Genomic DNA, 20012 nt, shown 5'->3' with positions numbered 1-20012 from the left:
ACGCCGGTCGCGCACGTGGGCGGCCCGGTCCAGCCGTGCTTACTCGGGGAGCGGACCCCGGTTGCCCGGGATGTGCTGGAAAACCATGGTTGTTTCCGTATGGCCCACTACGGGGTCGGTGGCCAGATTGTCCAGAAGCCAGTTGCGGAGATCGTCCGTATTGGCGACGGCGATGTGCAGCAGGTAGTCGACGGAACCCGTGGTGTGGAACGTGGAAATCACTGCCGGCAGCTTGGGCACACGGGCGGTAAAGCGGTCGATCTGATCGCGGTCGTGGGCGCGGAGGCGCACGGCGATGAGTGCTTGGACCGAACGGCCGATTGCGGGCAGGCTCAGCACGGCCTCGAACCCTTCGATGATGCCGCGCTCTGACAAAGCCCGGGTCCGCATCAGCGCCGTGGAAGGGGCTATGCCCACCAGTTCGGCCAGTTGTTTGTTGGAGATGCGGGCGTCCTCCACCAGGGCGGCAAGGATTCGCTCGTCGATAGCGTCCAGCGGCTCCGCGTTACCCGGGCTGGATCGAACATTCTTCGCGGCGCTGCTCACTTGTCCTCCTGAAATTGCCGTTTGTTCATCATAACGGTGAATTCCCTGCAACTAAGCGGTTGCCGCTCTCTCGAGGCGCCTGGTGGAGAGCCGCTGCAGCGGTTCGCTGGCCACCATGAGGATCAACGGCAGATTGCCGAGGCCGGGAGCGATGAGGGCAACGATCAGCGCCAGGAAGAAGAGGCCTGCCACAATGGCCCCGGAACGGATTCCGGCCGCGGACTCCACGCGGTCCATGGTGTGGAGGTCCGGGTGGCGGCGCAAGTGCAGGCGGGCGGCCAGGAGCATGACACTGGTGGCCAGCAAGGTGCCGATGTAGACCAGTGGTTGGGCCCAGTCCGGATGCATCTGTGTTGACAGGGCAGTGGCCACCGGCATCCAGACGATGGTAAACATCCACCCCACGGTCAGCCAGAGCAAACCGGAATCCACGCGGCGCACTACCCGGAAGAGACGGTGGTGGTGAACCCAGAAAACTGCGATCAGAAGGAAGCTCAGAGCGAAGCCCAGCAACGCAAACCGCTCACGGTCGAACCATTCGGCGGTAGTTCCTTCCTCATCGGCGAGGTCGCCCACGCTCTCCATGAGCGGGAGGATCAGCAACGTCAGGGCAATCGCCACAACAGCGTCGGTAAATGCCTGAAGCCGCTCCGGCGAGGACAGTTCCCGGGGCCTGGTGACCTGTGCCATGAGACTGATTGTAGGGGGTTCCGCGCCGAAACCAGCCTGTCATTAGCCCTGGGGAACCGTTCGGTGAACCACCGCGGTGACAACCGCCGTCGTGACGGCCAGGGCGGTCACGGCCAACGCCAAAGCCGTCCAGCCATAGGCCTGGAAGGCGAGCCCGCCCGCCCATCCGATGATGCTCGAGCCCATGTAGTAGGAGAGGTTATACAGCGAAGCAGCCTGTGCCCGGCCTTTCGTGGCGATCGCCCCTGTCCATCCTGACCCAACGCTGTGCGCGGCAAAGAAGCCACCGGTAAAGACCACGAGTCCGGCCAAGGTGGCCACGAGGTTATCGAAAAGAGTCAGGGCAAGCCCGGCGCACATCACGCCGATGCCGGCCAGGAGCACGTTGCGGCGACCAAACCGCGTCGTCAGTCCCGCTCCCCACCGTGACGTCACCGTGCCTGAGAGATAGGCCAGGAAAATGAGGCTGACCAGCGTCGCTGGAAGATTGAACGGTTCGGCATGCAGGCGGAAGCCCAGGTAGTTGTAGACCGCCACAAAACCGCCCATGAGCAGGAAGGCCTGAAGGTAGAGGGCGAAGAGCTTGGGGTTGGTTGCGTGTCCGCTCAAGGTGCGCCACGCGCCCCGAAGGCCTTGGACAGGAGCCGGTGTGAAGCGCCGCTGTTTGGGGACCAAGAGCAGGAAGAGGACTGCTGACAACGTGGCCAGCACGGCCACCGCGAGCGCAGCCGCCCGCCACCCCCACAGCTCGCCCACGGGCCCGGCCACCAGCCGTCCGGCCAATCCGCCCAGGGTTGTTCCGGCCACGTAGCTGCCGGCGGCGAGGGCCGTGTGGATTTTGGTGACTTCCTCGTTCAAGTAGGCGATGGCAATTGCGGGAATTCCTCCCAATGCCATGCCCTCCAGCGCCCGCAGGCCCAGGAGGACCGGAACGGTGGGTGCGAGTGGAACCAGCAGTCCAAGGATGGTGGCGGCGCCGATTCCGATTGCCATGGCGCGGACCCGGCCGATGCGGTCGGCGAGGAAAGACCAAGGGAGGACGGTGACGGCCAGGCCCACGGTGGCCAGGGAGATGCTGAGTGCCGCGTCGGCAGCGGAGATGCGGAGGTCAGCGGCCATAAGGGGCAGGACTGCTTGGGTGGAATACAGCTGGGCGAACGTGGCTACACCTGCCATTGCCAGGGCCGCCAGGATCCGGCGGTAGCCACTGGAGCCTTTGGGGTGGCCGTCCCAGGTATCGGTTGCGGCAGTGGTGTCAGGTGCTTTTGTCACCGTTTCAGGTTATGCCCCGCCGAGGAAGTCCTTGACGACGTCGGTTGCTGAGCCGGTCCGGGCGGTCCGCCAACCGGTTCCGGCCCACAGATTGAGGCGGTGCGGGTCGCCGGCGGCTGACGCGGAGGCACGCACGGGTGCTGTCAGGTGGTGGATGGCCGGATACCCAACAGGTGCGTTGGCGTGATCGCGGACGAAGTCGTTCACCAAGGAACGCGCCAGGCGGCCGGTGAACGCACGCGTCATTGCAGTCTCCCTGAATTGCGCATCGCCCAAGGCGTCTTTGTGTGTTTGCCGGGCACCGCTTTCCTCGGTCCGGACCAGGGCGGTGCCAACCTGAACTGCCGAAGCGCCTGCGGCGAGAGCTTCCCTGAGGGCCTCGCCATCAGTGATGGCGCCTGCGGCTATCAAGGGAAGCTCGACGGCGGATCGCACCTGGGTGACGAGCGCCGCCGTCGTTCCTGGTGCGGTGGCGCTCGCGGCACCGCGCGGGAGGAAGGCGGTGGTGTGGCCTCCTGCCGAACTGTGCTGGACGGCCAGCGCGTCCGGGCCTTCTTCAGCGGCCGCCCGGGCCTCTTCGACGGTGGTCACGCTGGTGATCACGACGCTCCCTGCCTTCTGCAAGGCTTTGACCACGGAGGTGCCGGGGAGCCCGAAGGCGAAGCTGACGTATTCAACCGGATCTGCCAGAAGAGCGTCGATCTTTTCCTGCCATGCGTCGTCGTCATCCAGGCGCAGCGGGGGCAAGGTCACTGAGTAGCGCTCGGCGTCAGGTTGCAGTTCCGCCCGGTAGGCCTCCAGCTGTGCCAGGACTGCGGGGCCGGGGTGGAGTTGGCCGGGGTCGGGCACAAAGACGTTCATGCCGAAGCGGAGGCCTTCGGACCGGGCGGCGGCAATCTCCGCCACCATGGCCTGGGGACTCTTGTAACCGGCCGCCAGGAAGCCCAGGCCGCCTCCTTCCTGGACAGCGCGGACCAGTGCCGTGGTGGATGTTCCGCCGGCCATGGGTGCCGCGATGAAGGGAGTGTCGAACAAGGGCATGGCGGTTTCTCCTAGGGGCGCTCCAAGCTAGTCTTTCACGGTGAACAATCTTGACTCCGCAAGCCATTCCCCTTCCAACTCCTCCTCTGGCCTGGCCGCCCCGGCCCGCACGGTGATCGGGCTGGACATTGGCGGCACCAAGACACGCGGCGTCAGGTTCCAGGACGGCGTTCCCGTCCGGGATGAGAGTGCAGGGAGCTCCAACGTCCAGAACGTCACCCGGGAACAGGCGAAGGCCAACCTGGCCGAATTGTTCGCGAAGATCGGCGGGGGCGCCGTGGAGGAGGTCTACGCAGGATCCGGCGGGATCGACACTGATGAAGACGCCAAGGCGCTCGCGGATCTCATAGCGCCCCATGTGCCGGGTGCCCGGATCACGGTGGTGCACGATTCGCGGCTCCTGCTGGCAGCCGGTGGAGCGAGTACGGGCGTGGCTGTCATTGCGGGCACCGGTTCGGCTGCCTGGGGCCGGAACCAGGCCGGCGAGGAAGCCCGTGCCGGTGGGTGGGGCTATTTGTTGGGGGACGAGGGCAGCGGTTACTGGTTGGGCAGGGAAGCCGTACGCCACAGCCTGAGGCGCATGAACCAGGGCCTGGAGCCTGACGCGTTGAGCCAGGCGTTGTTGGACTCCTGCGGCGTTGATGATCCGGGAAAGCTGATCGCCCTTTTCCACTCCCCGGACACTGGTCGCCGGTATTGGGCGCAGCAGGCCCGGCTTGTTGTGGAGGCGGCCGCCGCAGGCGATGAAACCAGCCAACGGTTGCTCGTCCAAGCGGGCAACGACCTCGCGGACCTTGCCGCCCAAGCCGTGCGTCAACTGGGCCTGGACGGACCGGTGATCCTCGGCAGCGGCTTGGGGATGAACGTGGTGCCAATCCAGGAGGCGTTCAAGGCCCGTTTGGCTGAACGCGGCATCACGGACGTCCGGATCCTGGATCAAGACCCCGTGTTCGGCGTGCCACGGCTCGTGGCCGAACAGCGCGGCTGACGGTCAGCGCCAGCGGGCGTCGGTCATTCCTGCGGGCCCCTGGTGCGCGGCTTCAGCCTGACTCCCGGCAAGGGCGGAGCGGGAATGCGGCCCGCTTCGGGCCCGGCATCCGGTCCGTGGCCGCGGACCAGCCCGAAGCGCGCGGTGGCGGCAGCGTTGTCGTCGAGCAATCCCTGCGCCTCCCATTCTTCGCGGGCTTTTTCCACTTCGTCGTGGGTTCTGCCCACAAAGTTCCACCACATCAGCAGATCCTCGCCGAAGGGCTCGCCGCCCAGCAGCATGAAGCGGGTGTCCGGTTCGGCCTCCACCCGCAGTCCGTTCCGTCCGGCGCCCAGGTAGGCCAGTGGCCCGGCGGTGACGTTCACGCCGTCGATCACCAGCTGCCCGTCAAGGACCAGGACCGCGTGCTCAAATTCAGGCCGCAGCGGCAATGCCAGCGCGCCCGAGCCCGTGATGTCAGCACCAACAATGGGGCTGAACATGGTGGCAGGGGAGAGCACTCCGCCGAATTCGCCCACCATTACGGTGGCGGTGAAACCCTCGCCGTTGACCACGGGCAAATCCCGGTGCTGCTCAAAGGACGGTTCGCGGTGCCGGTGTGCGTCGGGGAGGGCTACCCACAGCTGCAGTCCTCGGGACATCGGAATTTCTTCCTGCGTTGCAGGAAGGACCGAGAACTCCGAATGCGAGATGCCGTTTCCCGCGGTCATGATGTTCAATTCGCCCGGCTTGACCACGACGTCGCTGCCAACACTGTCGCGGTGCCGCACCGCTCCCTCCAAGGGCCACGTGACCGTCTGGAGCCCACAGTGGGGGTGGGGGAGGACGCTCATGGCGACGCGGTCCGGCCCGAAGCTGTCAAGGAAGCACCAGGCACCCACCGTGGGCAGTCCCCGTTGCGGCAGCGTGCGGTAGACGTTCATCGCCCGCACGCCGCCAAGCGGCACTTCACGTTCCGGCCACAACTGCACACACGGGCCCTGTCCTTCGACTGCGGCGGGACATACCTGCTCTGTGGGGGCCGGTTCCAAGTTGGTCATCTCATCACCTGTGCATAAATGTTGGAATTTGAGCTAATCTGTTCAGCGTGAGCAAAGCCCTCCTGAGCTACCACGACGCCGTGCTCTACCGTTCGGGTGAACCGTATCGCATCCTCGCTGGAGCCATCCACTACTTCCGTGTCCACCCCGAGCTGTGGCAGGACCGGCTCCGCCGCCTCAAAGCCATGGGAGCCAACACGGTTGACACCTACGTCGCGTGGAACTTCCATCAGCCAAAGAAGGACCAGGCCCCGGATTTCACGGGCTGGCGGGATTTGGGACGCTTCATCGATACCGCTGCCGGGGAAGGCCTGGACGTCATTGTCCGGCCCGGCCCCTACATTTGCGCCGAATGGGACAACGGCGGCTTCCCGGCGTGGCTGACCGGCATGCCCGGGATCGGGCTGCGGTGCATGGACCCGGACTTCACGGAGGCTGTGGAGGAGTGGTTTGACCATCTGCTACCCATTGTTGCCTCCCGGCAGGCATCGCAGGGAGGGCCTGTGGTTGCGGTGCAGATCGAGAACGAATACGGCAGTTACGGGGACGACCACGACTACCTGCGGTGGAACCGCCAAGCGCTCCAGGAGCGCGGCATCACTGAGCTGCTCTTTACGGCAGACGGAGGCACGGACTACTTCCTCGACGGCGGCTCGATCGAGGGTACGTGGGCCGCGGCTACGCTGGGGAGCCGCGGTGATGAAGCCATCGAAACATGGAAGCGGCGGCGGACGGGAGAACCTTTCTTCACGGTGGAATTTTGGGGTGGATGGTTTGACCATTGGGGCGAGCACCATCACCGGCGGGACCCCGAAGAAGCGGCCGCCGAGGCTCGCCGCATCCTCGAGCCCGGTGGTTCCCTCTGCGTTTACATGGCCCACGGAGGAACAAACTTCGGCCTGGGCTCCGGCAGCAACCATGACGGCCGCCTGCTCCAACCCACGGTCACAAGCTACGACTCCGACGCTCCGATCGCCGAGGACGGCAGCCTCACACCGAAGTTCCATGCCTTCCGGCGGGAGTTCCACCGGGCGCAGGGAATCCAGGACCTCCCCGAGCCGCCCGCCGATCTTCTGACCCCGCCTCCGGTTCTCCCCGCCCGCACGCTGACGCTCTCGGAAGGCCAGGACCTGTGGGATTCGGCCCGCGGTTCCGGCAAACCGGTCACCAGCGTCAGGCCGCTCAGCTTCGAGGAGCTGGGGCTCGACGGCGGCATGGTGCTTTACGAGGCAACGGCGATCCTCCCGGGCCGACCGGGCGCTCCTGCGGAAAGCCGCATCAGGATTTCCGGGCTGAACGATCGCGCGTACCTCCGGGTCGATGGCCGTTACGTGGGGGTCCTGGATGACGTCACGGGCACTGAAGGAATTGCCGTCACCGGAGAGGGTGCCCCGGCCAAACTGGAAATCCTCGTCGAGAACCTGGGCCGCATCAACTACGGTCCTTTGACGGGGCACGGCAAGGGCATCCTGGGCGGCGTCCTGATCAACCAGCGCTATACATTCCATTGGACGCAGACCCCTGTTGCGTTGGCCGATTGGACGCAGGAGAACCTTCAGGGTCTTGCCGAAGCCTCCTTTGAAGTATCCGAGCCGGCGGATACCCATATTGCCCTTCCGCAGTCCACCAAGGGATTCATCTGGCTCAACGGTTTCCTCCTTGGCCGTTTCTGGAACAAAGGCCCGCAAGCAGCGCTGTATGCACCGGCCCCTTTGCTGAGGGCTGGCCTCAACAGCATCAGGGTCCTCGAATTGGAGAAGGCGGGGAACGTCGTCGAACTCCGGGAAAAGCCGGACCTTGGGCCGGCCGAGGCAGGTCCCATAGCCGCGGCCGAGCTGGGCTGATGCCGAACATCCCGACTCGACCCAAAGGTGGAAAGCCCGCGCCAATCGGGTCCTGAGGTCTGGTCAGGACCTCCGAAGCTGGCTATCCTGAACCCTGTTGCCAATTGTTTGGACACTGACGGCTGCTAAGCGGCCGGTCCTGATGCCGGGGAGGTGGATTTGATGACTGCCATAGTCCTGCGCGCCCCGCTCACAGTCGCGGCGCATCATCACACCACCACCCACGTCCCGGCATCCACCTGCCAGAGCTAGGTCTGCCGGGCCTCACAAGAGGCACTGAATTGCATACTTACGCTTCATCAAGCGACCGCTCCATTACTGAAAACAGCGGGGCTGAAAACAACGCGGCTGTAAACAGCGCAGCTCCGCCGGATCATGGCCCCATCGAATACGGTTTCACTCCCGCCACGTCCGGGCATTTCCGGGACAACCCCGTTCCGGAGAAGGGAGGTTGCACGCCCGGCCGGATCGTGAGGCTGGACAGGAACCGAGTCCTTGTCGCATCCAGCGAGGGCCTGCTGCGCCTGCCGTACCCCTCCCACGGGCCTGCCCCTGCCACGGGCGACTGGGTCTGGCTGGGCCGTAACACGGCAGGTGAGCCCGCCGTCGTCGCGATCCTCCCGCGCCTGTCGGCACTCAGCCGCAAACGCGCCTTCGAGTCCTCCTCCGAGGAGCAGGTCCTCGGGGCAAACATCGACATCGTGGCGGTAGTGGTCCCCATGGACCGTCCACTGACCCACAACCGGCTCGAACGAACCCTCGTAGCCGCTTGGGATTCAGGGGCAACGCCGCTGGTGGTCATCACCAAGGCGGACCTTGCCAACATCGCAGACGACGTCGTGGGGGAAGTGCTGCTGCAGGCAGCCGGCGTGGACGTTGTCACCACCTCGGCGGAACAGGGCGACGGCATCGACGAGCTCCTGAGGCACATCCCGGCGGGGGCGACCCTCGTGATGTTGGGACCCTCCGGTGCCGGTAAATCCACGCTCATCAACGCGCTCACGGGGAGCCGGCAGCAGGCCACGGGTGCAGTACGCGCCGGCGACGGCAAGGGCAGGCACACCACGACGTCCCGTGAACTGGTTCCCCTCCCCGGCGGAGCCGTGCTGATGGACACGCCCGGAGTCCGCGGCTTCGGCCTCTTTGATGCTGACGACGGCATGGAAGAGATGTTCGGCGATCTGGAAGAGCTCTTTGAACAATGCAGGTTCTCTGATTGCTCCCACCAGGCAGAGCCTGGCTGTGCTGTGCTGGAGGCCCTGGCCGTCGGTTCCCTGGACCAGCGGAGGTGGGACAGCTACCTGAAACTGCAACGAGAATTGGCCGCACTCAACCGGAAGCACGACGCTGCCGCGCGTCGTGCCTACCAGCGGGAATGGCACCAGAAAGTGGTGTCGGCCGAACGAGGGCAACGCGCCGCCGAAAGGTACCGCCATGATCGGGCTGAGGAGAGGTCGGCCAGGAAGGGAAAGCGCCGGAAGCGGTGACGATTATTGCCGATTCATTACGGAATACGTGGCGCCGCTGACATCGCAAGGCCCGCTGGCTACTCTGGGGGAAGATCGGCTTTACAGCCAAAGTCAGTGTGCTTATGATCATTTGGCTCTACCGTCCGAGGATGTCGACTTACAGATAGGTAAGCCCAGGTATGGCTGAAGCCATGATTGAGTTCCAGAGCGTGACCAAGCGGTACCAGGGGGGACAGCCGGCGGTTGACGATCTGACCATGTCCATCGACAAAGGCGCCATCACAGTCTTCGTCGGTCCCTCGGGCTGCGGCAAGACCACCTCGCTCCGGATGATCAACCGCATGGTGGAGCCCACTTCAGGCTCCATCACGGTGGACGGCAAAGACGTTTCCCAGGTTCCGGCGGCGCAACTCCGCCGCTCCATGGGCTACGTCATGCAGTCAGCAGGCCTGCTTCCCCACCGATCCGTCCTGGACAACATCGCCACGGTTCCCCGGCTCAACGGCGTGCCCAAGGCAGCGGCGCGGAAACGCGCCGCTGAACTGCTCGACGTCGTCGGGCTGGCTTCCAGCCTCGGCAAACGGTACCCGTCACAGTTGTCCGGCGGGCAGCAGCAGCGCGTTGGCGTAGCCCGTGCGCTCGCCGCCGATCCACCGGTCCTCCTCATGGACGAACCTTTCAGCGCCGTGGATCCGGTGGTCCGCGACGAGCTCCAGCAGGAACTGCTGAGACTGCAGCGGGAGTTGGCCAAGACCATCGTGTTCGTCACCCACGACATCGATGAGGCGACCGTCCTGGGGGACAAGGTGGCGGTCTTTGCCGTGGGCGGAAAGCTGGCCCAGTACTCGGCACCTGAAGAGATCCTCCGGGCACCTGCCAACGACTTCGTTGCCTCCTTCGTGGGCAGGGACCGGGGCTTCCGGCACCTCGCCTTCAACGCTGCCGACTCCGTGCAACTGCACCCCGTCACTATGGTGAGTGTCTCCGACGGGCACCACGCCGGCCGCGAATCGGGGGAGTGGGCGCTGGTGGTGGATCAGGATTCCCGGCCTCTGGGTTGGTCATCGCCCCGCGACGGCGCCGGCATCATTCCCGGGGGTTCGCTGTTCCGCAAGGGGGACACGCTGCGCCGGGCTTTGGATGCGGCACTGTCCTCGCCGTCGGGGTTGGGCGTCGCAGTGGACGACGACGGCAGGGTTGCCGGAGTCCTCAAGGCGCCGGAAGTCCTTGCCCTCATCGAGGAAGTCCGCCGCCACCGCGAGGACGCCACCTGATGGAGTGGTTCATCGCGAACAGCGCAATGGTGTTCGGCCTCGCGGGACAGCACCTGGTCCTGGCGGTCGTTCCCATGGTCCTTGGACTGTTGATCTCCATCCCACTGGCCCAATTGGCCCGCCGCAACCGTACGCTGCGGTCCGTGGTGGCCACAGCCACGTCCCTGCTTTACACCATTCCGTCCTTGGCGCTGTTCATCATCCTGCCAACCATCCTCGGCACCCGGATCCTCGATCCCCTCAACGTCGTTGTGGCGTTGACTATCTATGCCGTGGCACTCCTGGTCAGGGCAGCCATGGATGCCTTCGATTCCGTGGACGACGACCTCCGGAACGCGGCCGTCGCCATGGGTTTCAAGCCTTTGGCCCGTTTCTTCCAGGTGGACCTTCCGTTGTCCCTGCCGGTCCTGTTCGCCGGCCTTCGCGTCGTTTCGGTCAGCAACATTTCGCTGGTGAGCGTAGCCGCCCTGCTGGGAGTGGGGAACCTGGGAATCCTGTTCACGGACGGCCTCCAGCGCACCTTCGTGACTGAGGTTGTTGTTGGCATCATCGCCATCCTGGTGCTGGCCTTGGTGATGGACGGAATCCTGGTGGTCCTGGAACGCGTCCTGACGCCGTGGACCCGGGCATCGGGAACGGGCGGCCGCCCGGCCACCCAGGCGTCAGTCACCGAACCAAAGGCAGGGACCGCCGTCGTCAGCCGTCCGGAACCGGGGGCGTCGGCATGAGCAACGTCTTCACCGACACCGTGGCCTGGTTGGCCGATCCACTCCATTGGAGCGGCAGCGGCGGTATCCCCGTCCGCCTGGCCGAGCATCTGCAGTACAGCGGGCTGGTCTTGCTGACTGCAGCTGCCATCTCCATTCCGGTGGGACTCTTCATCGGCCACACCGGACGCGGGCGCGTCGTAGCCGTAGCCGTGGCAGGCGCCTTGCGGGCCTTGCCCACCCTGGGTCTGCTGGTGCTGTTCGCACTGCTGGCCGGCAGCGGACTGATGCCTCCCGTGTGGGCCCTGGTGATCCTCACCGTTCCGCCGTTGCTCGCCGGTACGTACGCAGGCATTTCCAGCGTTGACCGTTCAGTAGTGGACGGGGCGCGTGCCATGGGCATGACCGAACTCCAGATCCTGTTCAAGGTGGAGGTGCCCAACGGGCTGCAGGTGATGTTCGGCGGTATCCGAACAGCTGTGTTGCAGGTGATCGCCACAGTGTCGGTGGTCGCCTACCTGCCCCTGGGCGGCCTTGGCCGCTACTTGTTCGACGGGCTGGTCCTGCAGGACTTCCCGCGCATGCTTGCCGGTTCCTTCCTCATCGCGGCCCTCGCGATCGCCGTGGACCTCATCCTCGCCGCCGTTCAACGCCTGGCCCTGTCACCGGGGCTCACCCTCGATTCACGCGGAAGCCACAAGGCAACCGCCGATTCCACAGCCACAGCTCCCGCAGGGGCTGCCGTTCAAGGAGGTACACCATGAAACACACCAACCCCACGTCCCTTACACGCCGGGGCCTCGGCGGCCTGGCAGCCGGCCTCGGTGTGGCACTTGCGCTGAGCGCATGCGGTGGCGGCACCCCCTTGGATTCGCCCTCCACTTCGGCAGGTACCGGGTCTGCGGACTCCGGGGCTCCGCTGGTGGTAGGCTCGGCCGACTTCCCTGAAAGCCAGGTCATCGGTGAGATCTACGCCGGCGCGCTCAACGCAGCCGGCGTCACAGCCAGCACCAAGCCCAACATCGGCTCGCGGGAGATCTACTTCAAGGCCGTCCAGGACGGCTCGGTGGACATTGTTCCGGACTATTCCGGCAACCTCCTGTCCTACGTGGACACCGAGGCCACCGAAGTTTCGGCCGAAGACGTCTACAAGGCCCTTCCGGGGAAGCTGCCCGAGGGGCTGGCCGTCCTTGAACCGGCGAAGGCCGAGTCCAAGGACGCAATGGTGGTCACCAAGGCTACGGCAGAAAAGTACCAGTTGAAGTCCATCGAGGACCTCGCCAAGGTGTGCAAGGACTTCACCATGGCAGCGCCGGCCACTTTCGAGACACGCGCTTACGGCTTCCCCGGTTTGAAGAAGAACTACAACTGCGAACTGAAGGGCCTGCAGCCCTTCAACGACGGCGGCGGCAACCTGACGCTCCAGGCACTCCTGGAAGACAAGGTGCAGGTGGCCGACATCTACACCACCACCCCGTCCATCGCCGACAACGACCTCGTGGTCCTCGAAGATCCGAAGAACAACTTCAAGGCCCAGCAGGTCCTCCCGCTCTACAACAAGTCCAAGATGACGGACATGGCGAAGGAAGCGCTCAACAACGTTTCCAAGATCCTCACCACCGAGGACCTGATCAACCTGAACCGCTCCGTCAGCGGTGACCAGAAGCAGAGCGCCAAGGATGCTGCCGCCGCATGGCTGAAGGACAAGGGCATCGTCAAGTAGCACTTGGGTGAAACCGCGTACGACGGCGGTGACGGACCCGCGGGGGTCTGTCACCGCCGTCGGTCTATCTGTGAGTGATGTCTCAACGGAAGCGCATGACCCCTGTGGCATATTTGAGGGATGGCGAATTTCAAGCAGTCCACCAAGCTTCATAATGTCCTCTACGACATCCGTGGACCGATTCTTCAGGCCGCCCAGCAAATGGAGGCGGAGGGTCACAGGATCCTCAAACTGAACATCGGAAACCCGGCACCCTTTGGGTTTGAAGCGCCTGACGCCATCTTGGTGGACATGATCCGCCACCTTCCCAATGCCCAGGGCTACAGTGACTCCCGCGGTATCTTCTCCGCCCGTACGGCCGTGTCGCAGTACTACCAGACGCGCGGCATCCAGAACATCCATGTGGATGATATCTACCTGGGCAACGGGGTCAGCGAACTCATCACCATGTCCCTCATGGCGTTGCTCGAGGACGGGGACGAAGTCCTCATCCCCACCCCGGATTACCCCCTGTGGACGGCGTCCGTCTCTTTGGCAGGCGGCCGTCCCGTCCACTACCTGACCGACGAAGAATCGGGATGGCAGCCGGATCTTGATGACATGGAATCGAAGATCACGCCACGCACCAAGGGCATCGTCGTCATCAATCCCAACAACCCCACGGGAGCGGTCTACCCCGAAGAGACCTTGAAGAAGATTGTCGCCCTGGCCGAAAAGCACGGGCTGGTGATTTTCGCCGACGAGATCTACGAGAAGATCCTGTACGAAGACGCCGTCCACGTGAACCTGGCGGGCCTGACCGGCGATGACGTGCTGTGCCTGACGTTCAGCGGACTGTCCAAGGCGTACCGCGTTTGTGGCTACCGGGCCGGCTGGATGGCCATCTCCGGCCCCAAGAAGGACGCCGCGGACTACCTTGAAGGCATCAACCTCCTGGCGAACATGCGCCTATGCGCGAACGTTCCGGCCCAGCACGCCATCCAAACGGCGCTGGGTGGTTACCAGAGCATCAACGACCTCATCCTCCCCGGCGGCAGGCTCCTTGAGCAGCGCAACAAAGCCCACGACCTCTTGAACGCCATTCCGGGTGTGAGCACGCAGCAAGCCAGGGGAGCCCTCTACCTGTTCCCCAAGCTGGACCCGGAGGTTTACCACATCCGGGACGACGAGAAGTTTGTCCTGGATCTCTTGAGGGAACAGAAGATCCTTGTCTCGCACGGCAGGGCGTTCAACTGGGTGCGCCCTGACCACTTCCGCATGGTGACGCTGCCCAACGTCAAGGACATCGAGGAAGCAATCGGCCGCATGGCGGACTTCCTGTCGAGGTATCCGGGCAACTAGCCTGAATCCCAGGGCGCCACGGGGGCGTCGTCCGGCAGAAAGGCTAGCCATGGTTGCAGTTGAGTTCGCCAAGAGTCCCGCAGAAACGCTGAAGGTCGATTCGGGGTTTACGCTCGCTAGCGTGGATCCCGAATCGACGCCCGGCTACACAGGCAACAAGGTTGACGGGAAGGCTTTGCTGGGTGCGCAGGACGACAGGCTGGCTGAGCTTCAGGAACAGCTGTTTGCCGAAGGTAAGTTCGGCAGCGACAAACGCCTGCTGTTGATCCTTCAAGCCATGGATACCGCAGGTAAGGGCGGGATCGTCAGCCACGTCGTCGGCGCCATGGATCCCCAAGGCGTCCACCTCACGGCGTTCAAAGCGCCCACGGATGAGGAAAAAGCCCACGATTTCCTGTGGCGGATCGAGAAGCAGGTTCCGGCCGCGGGCATGGTGGGCGTCTTCGACCGCTCCCAGTATGAGGACGTCCTCATCCACCGCGTCCATGCTTGGGCCGACGCCAAGGAGCTGGAGCGGCGGTACGCAGCCATCAACGATTTCGAAGCCAGGCTTACCGAACAAGGCACCACGATCGTCAAGGTCATGCTCAACATCAGTAAGGACGAACAGAAGGAGCGTTTGATCGCCCGGCTCGACGATCCCAGCAAGCACTGGAAGTACAGCCGTGGCGACCTCACCGAGCGGGCCCATTGGGATGACTACATGAAGGCGTACGAGGCTGCCTTTGCGGAAACCTCTACGGACACAGCTCCGTGGCACGTAGTTCCTGCCAACAAGAAGTGGTACGCACGGATCGCTGTCCAGGAGTTGCTGTTGGAGGCACTGCGGGGGATGTCGTTGGATTGGCCCAAGGCAGAATTCGACGTTGCCGCAGAGCGAGCGCTCGTGGCGGAATCCTAAGCTTTGCGGGTTACTCCGGGGCGTTGCCCGGTTCACGGGCAGCCGCCAAGCGCTTCCGTGCTCCTTCGAGCCACTCCTCGCAGCGCTTGGCCAGGGCCTCTCCGCGCTCCCACAACGCCAGGGACTCCTCGAGGCTTGCTCCGCCTGCCTCGAGCCGCCCAACGACGGCCACCAGTTGTTCCCGTGCCTCTTCGTAGCTCAGCCCGTCCAAGGCATCAGGTGTTTGGCTGCTGTTCTCGGTCATTGAAATCCTCTTGTTTAGTGCTGCTGCCAGCGGGTGAGTGGGCGTGCCCGGCGGCTTTTTCGTGTGCCTGATGCGCCCGGCGTTCGGCTATCGTTCGGCGATTTCGGCCTGGCCGGCGGACGTGGCACGGAACCTGCCGTCTGCTACCCGGATCGAGAGGGGCGTGTCCTCGGGTACCTGTTCCGGGCTGGTGACCACGGTGTGCCCTGCCTGATCCTCACCGATGATCTGCACTACGGCATAACCCCGGTCAAGGGTCTTTTGCGGAGACAGTGCACGCACCTGGGCGCGCAGGTGGTGCACCTGGTCAAGGGCACGCACTACCGCCGAGTTCACGGCAGTGTGGGACCTCTGCCTAAGTCGCGCAACCTCGTCGGCGCGGACATCCACCAGCGTATCCGGGGCTGCCAGGACCGGACGCGACCTTAGCGCGTGCAGCCTGTCGGTTTCCCGATCCACCATCCTTCCGATGCTGCGCCTCAGGTGGTCGCGTGCCTGCCGCACGGCCGCGAGTTCCTCTGAAACGTCCGGCACAATCCGCTTTGCCGCGTCGGTTGGCGTCGACGCCCGGAGGTCGGCAACGTCATCAAGGATCGGACGGTCGGCCTCGTGGCCAATGGCGCTTACCACCGGCGTGGTTGCTGCGGCCACGGCCCGGATGAGGTCCTCGTTGCTGAATGGCAGGAGGTCTTCCAGTGCTCCGCCGCCCCTGGCCATGACGATGACATCGACGTGCGGGTCCGCATCCAGTTTCCGGAGCGCCCCGATGATCTGCGATACGGCGGTGTTGCCTTGGACCGCGACTTCGCGGACATCGAACTCCACGGCGGGCCAGCGAAGCGCAGCGTTCCGCAGGACGTCTTTCTTGGCGTCCGAATCCCGGCCTGTGATGAGGCCGATCCGGTGGGGGAGGAGCGGTAGCTTGCGTTTCCGGGATTCAGCGAAGAGGCCCTCGGCAGCCAGCGCCTGGCGTAGCCGTTCGATCCTGGCGAGAAGATCGCCCAGGCCCACCGGCCGGATGTCCTTGACGGACATGTTGAGCCGTCCGGTCTTGACCCAGAAGTCTGCCTTCACCAAGGCCACCACGCGGGAGCCCCGTTCCAAGGGAGTCCGCTGGCGGTCCAGGACTGTGGACCACACGGAGGCGGGCAGGGAGATTTCGTCGTCGATGTCCCGCAAGGTGAGGAAGGCGTTGCCTCCGCGGCGGTTCATTTCAATAACCTGGCCCTCGATCCAGGCTGCAGGTGCGCGCTCAATGTGGGCTTTGAGCTTGCGGGACAACAGTTGGAGCGGCCACGGATTGTCCGGGCTGGTCTCCGCAGCAGTACCGGGCAGGGTCGATTCGGGTCTGGCTTCAGCTGACATCAGTGATCCGTGCGTTGTCCTGCATGTGTTTGTCCTCGCTAGCGCTGCTGTTGCCGTTGCCGGCGCCTTCCAACTCTATCCATAGCCTCAACCCCGGGTCCGACATTTTTCCCCGTATGTGGACAGCCTAGGATGGTGGCACTGCCCCCGAACCTCAAGGATGACTGTGCGTACCTTTGTTTCTGCAGTCGGAGTGATCCTTGCGTTGTTGCTGACAGCAGTGGCTGTACCGGCAGCGTGGGTGGACACCAACGTGGTCAAGGAAGATGGCTTCGTACGGATGGCTGCGGCGCTGGGGAACGATCCCGGCTTCCAGGAACGGCTCGCCGCTGCCGCAGCCGGCACCTTTGAATCGTCTGTCTCGCTTCCGGAACCCGTCCGAAACCTTGCTGCCGGAGCCATCAAGGATGCCGCGTCCGGCATGCAATCCTGGAGCGACTACCCGCAGGCCTGGGAGGAGACCGCGAGGAACAGCCACCGCCTGAACTTCGGCACCATCAAGGCGGAGGAGGCGCAGTCACCAACGGCGCTGCAGTTGGATATTGCTCCGCTGGTGCGGCTGATCCGGGATCACTTTGCCTCCTCCACGGGCATCCGGTTGGACGTGCCCGAACAGAGCGTCGTAACTCTCGGCCAACCCGCGCAGCGGCAGGTCATTGAGCGTGTTTCTGCGTTTGTCCCGCTGTGGTGGATGGCCGCCGTCGGTGCCGTACTTTCCGCCTTGCTTGCCCTCGCCGCAGCGCGGCGGCGCGCGGTGGTCCTGATCTTCCTGGGGCTGGGCGGGCTGGCATTGGCTGCAGTGTGGACGACGACGACGGACATCGCCGTCCGTGCTGCGGAAAACCTCTCCAGCGGCAACAGTGTGGCGGAACTCTTCAAGGAGGAGTTTCTCGCCTCGGCCAGATCCGGCTTCGGGGAATGGGTTGCGGCGAGCATATGGGCCTCTGGCGGAATGCTGGCGTTGAGTGTCATTGCCTGGCTTCTCACAGGGAGAGGACGGTCACGTTCTGCGGACCGGTCCGGCACTGGCCGGTAACATTGAAGGATGACCAGCACAGCAGTTTCTATTCCGATGCCCACGGTGCCCCGCAGACGTCGATCTCCTGAAGAGGTGCTGGCTGCCGCCCCGGTTACGGGAACCAAGAAAGTCCTGCTGGCAGCTCCCCGCGGTTACTGTGCCGGCGTGGACCGGGCCGTCATCGCGGTGGAGAAAGCGCTGGAGCACTACGGTCCGCCCGTCTATGTACGGAAGCAGATCGTGCACAACGTGCATGTTGTTACCTCCCTCGAAGAAAAGGGCGCCATCTTCGTTGACGAGACGGACGAGGTACCCGAGGGTGCCCTGGTCATTTTCTCGGCGCATGGCGTGTCTCCGGCCGTAGTTCAATCCGCAGAGGACCGCGGCCTGCGGACCATCGATGCCACGTGCCCGCTGGTTACCAAGGTCCACCGTGAAGCAGTTCGCTTCGCGAAGGAGGACTACGACATCCTGCTGATCGGCCACGACGGCCACGAGGAAGTCGAAGGAACCGCCGGCGAAGCCCCGGAACACATCCAGATCATCAACGGCCCGCACGAGGTCGGCAAGGTGACTGTCCGCGACCCCGAAAAGACCATCTGGCTCTCCCAGACAACCTTGAGTGTTGACGAGACCATGGAGACCGTGCGGATGCTCAGAGAGCGGTTCCCCACTCTCCAGGATCCGCCCAGTGACGATATTTGCTACGCCACCACCAACCGCCAGGTAGCCATCAAGAAGATCGCTCCCCAGGCTGACTTGGTGATCGTGGTTGGTTCGGCCAACTCCTCCAACTCCGTCCGCCTCGTCGAGGTAGCCCTTGAATACGGGGCCAAAGCGTCCTACCGGGTGGACTTCGCCAATGAGGTGGACGAAAGCTGGTTCGAAGGCGTGGCCACGGTGGGCGTGACTTCAGGGGCATCCGTTCCCGAGGTCCTGGTCCAGGACGTGCTCCGGCTTTTGGCCGACTATGGCTACGGCGAGGTTCAGGAAGTTGTCACGGCAGAGGAAGACCTCCTTTTCTCGCTGCCCAAGGAACTCCGCGCAACGCTCAAGCAAGCCGGCGACGTCAGCCGTGCCTTGGGCGGACGGGGCAACCGCCCCACGTCCTAACGTTTCGTGATCGTCAACGGCCCGGTTGCTTGCATCGACAGGATGCAAGCAACCGGGCCGTTTCCTTGTGCCCTGTCAGGTCCTCAGGCGGCAGACTCCCTGCTTGCATCTGCGTCGATGCCCCTGTCGCTCGGCTCTACAGCGAGGAGTTCGGGTGCTGCGAGGGAGCGCGGGACCACTTCCACCGAAGCAGGTGAGGTGAGGCCGGCGTCATCCATGGTGTTGAGCTTGCGCGCGGTCGGAAGAACCCGGGCTTCAAGCGTGCCAACCATCGCGTTGTACCGGTCCACGGACGTCTTCAATGAGCCGCCCAGCTTGCCGACATTTTCCCCCAAGGTGCCCATGCGCTCGTAAAGCTGCTTGGCCAGCTCGAAGAGCTCGTGCGCGCTGTCCGTGAGGACGTCCTGGCGCCAGGTGAACGCCACCGACTTGAGGACTGCCAAGAGCGTTCCGGGCGATGCCAGGACGACGTTCTTGGAGAGCGCATGCTCCAGGAGCCCGGCGTCCGCTTCCAGAGCCGAGGCGAGGATCGACTCCGCCGGCAGGAAACAGATCACTAACTCGGGGGAGTTGCCCGGGATGTCCCAGTACTTCTTTGCCGCCAAGGCGTCAATGTGGGCCTTGAGGGCCTTCGCATGCTGGGCCAGAAGACTCTTGGAATCCTGACGGGCCTGGTCCGTGACTGATTCTCCCAGGGCACCCTCTCCGTGGATCTGTTCCTGCGCCGCCAGGTACGACCCAAGAGGTACCTTGGCGTCCACCACCAGTTGCTTGCTGCCCGGCAACTGGACCACGAGGTCGGGCCGCAGCGTGTTCTCACTCCGCCCGGAATGGACTTGCTCGTAGAAGTCGACGTGGCGCATCATTCCGGAGGCCTCAACCACCCGGCGGAGCTGGACTTCGCCCCACTGGCCACGGGCACTGTTGGAACGGAGAGCCGAGGCCAGCGCATGCGTCGACCTCAGGAGTTGCTCGTCGGAAAGGCGGGCATCCTGCAACTGCTGGGCGAGTTGGCCGTACTGCTCCACGCGGTCGCGCTCCAGCAGTGAGACCTGCTGCTGGACGGCTGTCAGCTTCTCCGCAACCGGGGCCAGGGCGCGCAGCACGCTGCCGTCCGAGTTCCTGGATTCGCTGAGCTCGCGGTTCTGTGCGAACAGAAGGCGACGTTCGGCGTCGGCGGCTGCGTACTGGGCGGTCACCTCCGAGAGGCGCGCCGAAACGGCGTCGAAATCCGCTTCCAATCCCGCACCCCGGCGACGGAAGACAACGTACGCGATGCCAAGTCCCAGTGCTGCTCCGATCAGCAGCATCAACAAGGCCAGAACCAATCCAAATCCATCCATGCAGTAACCCTGTCACAGGGGTACGACAGTTTTAGTGCAGGGCCCTGCCGGGGTGTCCCAACCCGGAGGGAGCTGAATCGGAACGGCGTGCGC

The 20012-nt window shown here is 64.3% G+C and carries 19 protein-coding genes; 11 read left to right on the top strand and 8 right to left on the bottom strand.

The genetic code is table 11. The features are described from left to right. Nucleotides 1–39: 39 nt before the first annotated feature. Genes RI444_RS15190 through RI444_RS15175 form a run of 4 tightly spaced genes read right to left on the bottom strand, consistent with a single transcriptional unit; the run spans nucleotide 40 to nucleotide 3549 of the window. The gene (locus RI444_RS15190) at nucleotides 40–546 is read right to left on the bottom strand and encodes an Lrp/AsnC family transcriptional regulator (RefSeq protein WP_166183519.1); all 507 of its coding nucleotides are present in this window, start codon (nucleotides 544–546) and stop codon (nucleotides 40–42) included. Between the two features lie 51 nt (nucleotides 547–597). Further along, on the bottom strand, nucleotides 598–1236 hold the full coding sequence (locus RI444_RS15185; RefSeq protein ID WP_062097403.1) for a TMEM175 family protein: 639 nt from the start codon (nucleotides 1234–1236) through the stop codon (nucleotides 598–600). Between the two features lie 42 nt (nucleotides 1237–1278). Beyond that, nucleotides 1279–2508, bottom strand: coding sequence for an MFS transporter (locus RI444_RS15180; protein WP_062097401.1), 1230 nt, complete (start codon nucleotides 2506–2508; stop codon nucleotides 1279–1281). Between the two features lie 9 nt (nucleotides 2509–2517). Continuing rightward, nucleotides 2518–3549, bottom strand: coding sequence for a nitronate monooxygenase (locus RI444_RS15175; protein ID WP_207605781.1), 1032 nt, complete (start codon nucleotides 3547–3549; stop codon nucleotides 2518–2520). Between the two features lie 40 nt (nucleotides 3550–3589). Between RI444_RS15175 and RI444_RS15170 the strand changes: the two genes are divergently transcribed. After that, nucleotides 3590–4537 (top strand): N-acetylglucosamine kinase, encoded by a 948-nt coding sequence (locus RI444_RS15170; RefSeq protein ID WP_069695743.1) that lies wholly within the window; start codon nucleotides 3590–3592, stop codon nucleotides 4535–4537. A 23-nt stretch (nucleotides 4538–4560) separates the two neighbouring features. On the opposite strand, the gene RI444_RS15165 is transcribed toward RI444_RS15170, so the two are convergent. Then, the gene (locus tag RI444_RS15165) at nucleotides 4561–5577 is read right to left on the bottom strand and encodes a pirin family protein (RefSeq protein WP_207605782.1); all 1017 of its coding nucleotides are present in this window, start codon (nucleotides 5575–5577) and stop codon (nucleotides 4561–4563) included. A gap of 47 nt (nucleotides 5578–5624) precedes the next feature. Here RI444_RS15165 and RI444_RS15160 point away from each other — a divergent pair, with 47 nt between their 5' ends. From RI444_RS15160 to RI444_RS15125, 8 genes are all read left to right on the top strand, one after another. Next, nucleotides 5625–7421: a glycoside hydrolase family 35 protein gene (locus RI444_RS15160; RefSeq protein WP_207605783.1), complete on the top strand. Its 1797-nt coding sequence runs from the start codon at nucleotides 5625–5627 to the stop codon at nucleotides 7419–7421. 383 nt (nucleotides 7422–7804) lie between these two features. Continuing rightward, nucleotides 7805–8908: a ribosome small subunit-dependent GTPase A gene (gene rsgA, locus RI444_RS15155; protein ID WP_242703251.1), complete on the top strand. Its 1104-nt coding sequence runs from the start codon at nucleotides 7805–7807 to the stop codon at nucleotides 8906–8908. A 161-nt stretch (nucleotides 8909–9069) separates the two neighbouring features. Next, nucleotides 9070–10164, top strand: coding sequence for an ABC transporter ATP-binding protein (locus RI444_RS15150; RefSeq protein WP_021472520.1), 1095 nt, complete (start codon nucleotides 9070–9072; stop codon nucleotides 10162–10164). Beyond that, complete coding sequence (locus RI444_RS15145; RefSeq protein ID WP_021472521.1) at nucleotides 10164–10892, top strand: ABC transporter permease; 729 nt, start codon at nucleotides 10164–10166, stop codon at nucleotides 10890–10892. The genes RI444_RS15150 and RI444_RS15145 overlap by 1 nt, the downstream gene beginning before the upstream one ends. Then, complete coding sequence (locus RI444_RS15140; RefSeq protein WP_207605785.1) at nucleotides 10889–11635, top strand: ABC transporter permease; 747 nt, start codon at nucleotides 10889–10891, stop codon at nucleotides 11633–11635. Before RI444_RS15145 ends, RI444_RS15140 begins: the two co-directional genes overlap by 4 nt. Next, complete coding sequence (locus RI444_RS15135) at nucleotides 11632–12594, top strand: ABC transporter substrate-binding protein (protein ID WP_207605786.1); 963 nt, start codon at nucleotides 11632–11634, stop codon at nucleotides 12592–12594. Before RI444_RS15140 ends, RI444_RS15135 begins: the two co-directional genes overlap by 4 nt. Nucleotides 12595–12714: 120 nt before the next feature. Continuing rightward, on the top strand, nucleotides 12715–13935 hold the full coding sequence (locus RI444_RS15130; protein WP_021472524.1) for a pyridoxal phosphate-dependent aminotransferase: 1221 nt from the start codon (nucleotides 12715–12717) through the stop codon (nucleotides 13933–13935). A 49-nt stretch (nucleotides 13936–13984) separates the two neighbouring features. Then, entirely contained in the window at nucleotides 13985–14836 is an 852-nt protein-coding gene (locus RI444_RS15125) for a polyphosphate kinase 2 family protein (RefSeq protein WP_069695737.1), read from the top strand. A 10-nt stretch (nucleotides 14837–14846) separates the two neighbouring features. Here the strand turns inward: RI444_RS15125 and RI444_RS15120 are convergent, their stop codons facing one another. After that, complete coding sequence (locus RI444_RS15120) at nucleotides 14847–15080, bottom strand: exodeoxyribonuclease VII small subunit (RefSeq protein WP_021472526.1); 234 nt, start codon at nucleotides 15078–15080, stop codon at nucleotides 14847–14849. 87 nt (nucleotides 15081–15167) lie between these two features. Continuing rightward, complete coding sequence (gene xseA / locus RI444_RS15115) at nucleotides 15168–16445, bottom strand: exodeoxyribonuclease VII large subunit (protein WP_062097383.1); 1278 nt, start codon at nucleotides 16443–16445, stop codon at nucleotides 15168–15170. Between the two features lie 160 nt (nucleotides 16446–16605). On the opposite strand from xseA, the gene RI444_RS15110 reads away from it, so the two are divergent. Together RI444_RS15110 and RI444_RS15105 are read left to right on the top strand one after the other, a co-directional pair. After that, nucleotides 16606–17481, top strand: a complete 876-nt coding sequence (locus RI444_RS15110) for a hypothetical protein (protein ID WP_207605787.1) — start codon at nucleotides 16606–16608, stop codon at nucleotides 17479–17481. 9 nt (nucleotides 17482–17490) lie between these two features. Then, nucleotides 17491–18576: a 4-hydroxy-3-methylbut-2-enyl diphosphate reductase gene (locus tag RI444_RS15105; protein WP_207605788.1), complete on the top strand. Its 1086-nt coding sequence runs from the start codon at nucleotides 17491–17493 to the stop codon at nucleotides 18574–18576. A gap of 83 nt (nucleotides 18577–18659) precedes the next feature. On the opposite strand, the gene RI444_RS15100 is transcribed toward RI444_RS15105, so the two are convergent. Continuing rightward, nucleotides 18660–19919, bottom strand: a complete 1260-nt coding sequence (locus RI444_RS15100; protein WP_207605789.1) for a DNA recombination protein RmuC — start codon at nucleotides 19917–19919, stop codon at nucleotides 18660–18662. Between the last annotated feature and the right edge of the window lie 93 nt (nucleotides 19920–20012).

The sequence above is a fragment of the Paenarthrobacter sp. AT5 genome (genome assembly GCF_032764245.1).
Classification (GTDB): domain Bacteria; phylum Actinomycetota; class Actinomycetes; order Actinomycetales; family Micrococcaceae; genus Arthrobacter; species Arthrobacter ureafaciens.
The sequence above is the reverse complement of the archived record's forward strand: the minus strand, read 5'-3'. Positions and strand labels throughout refer to the sequence as shown.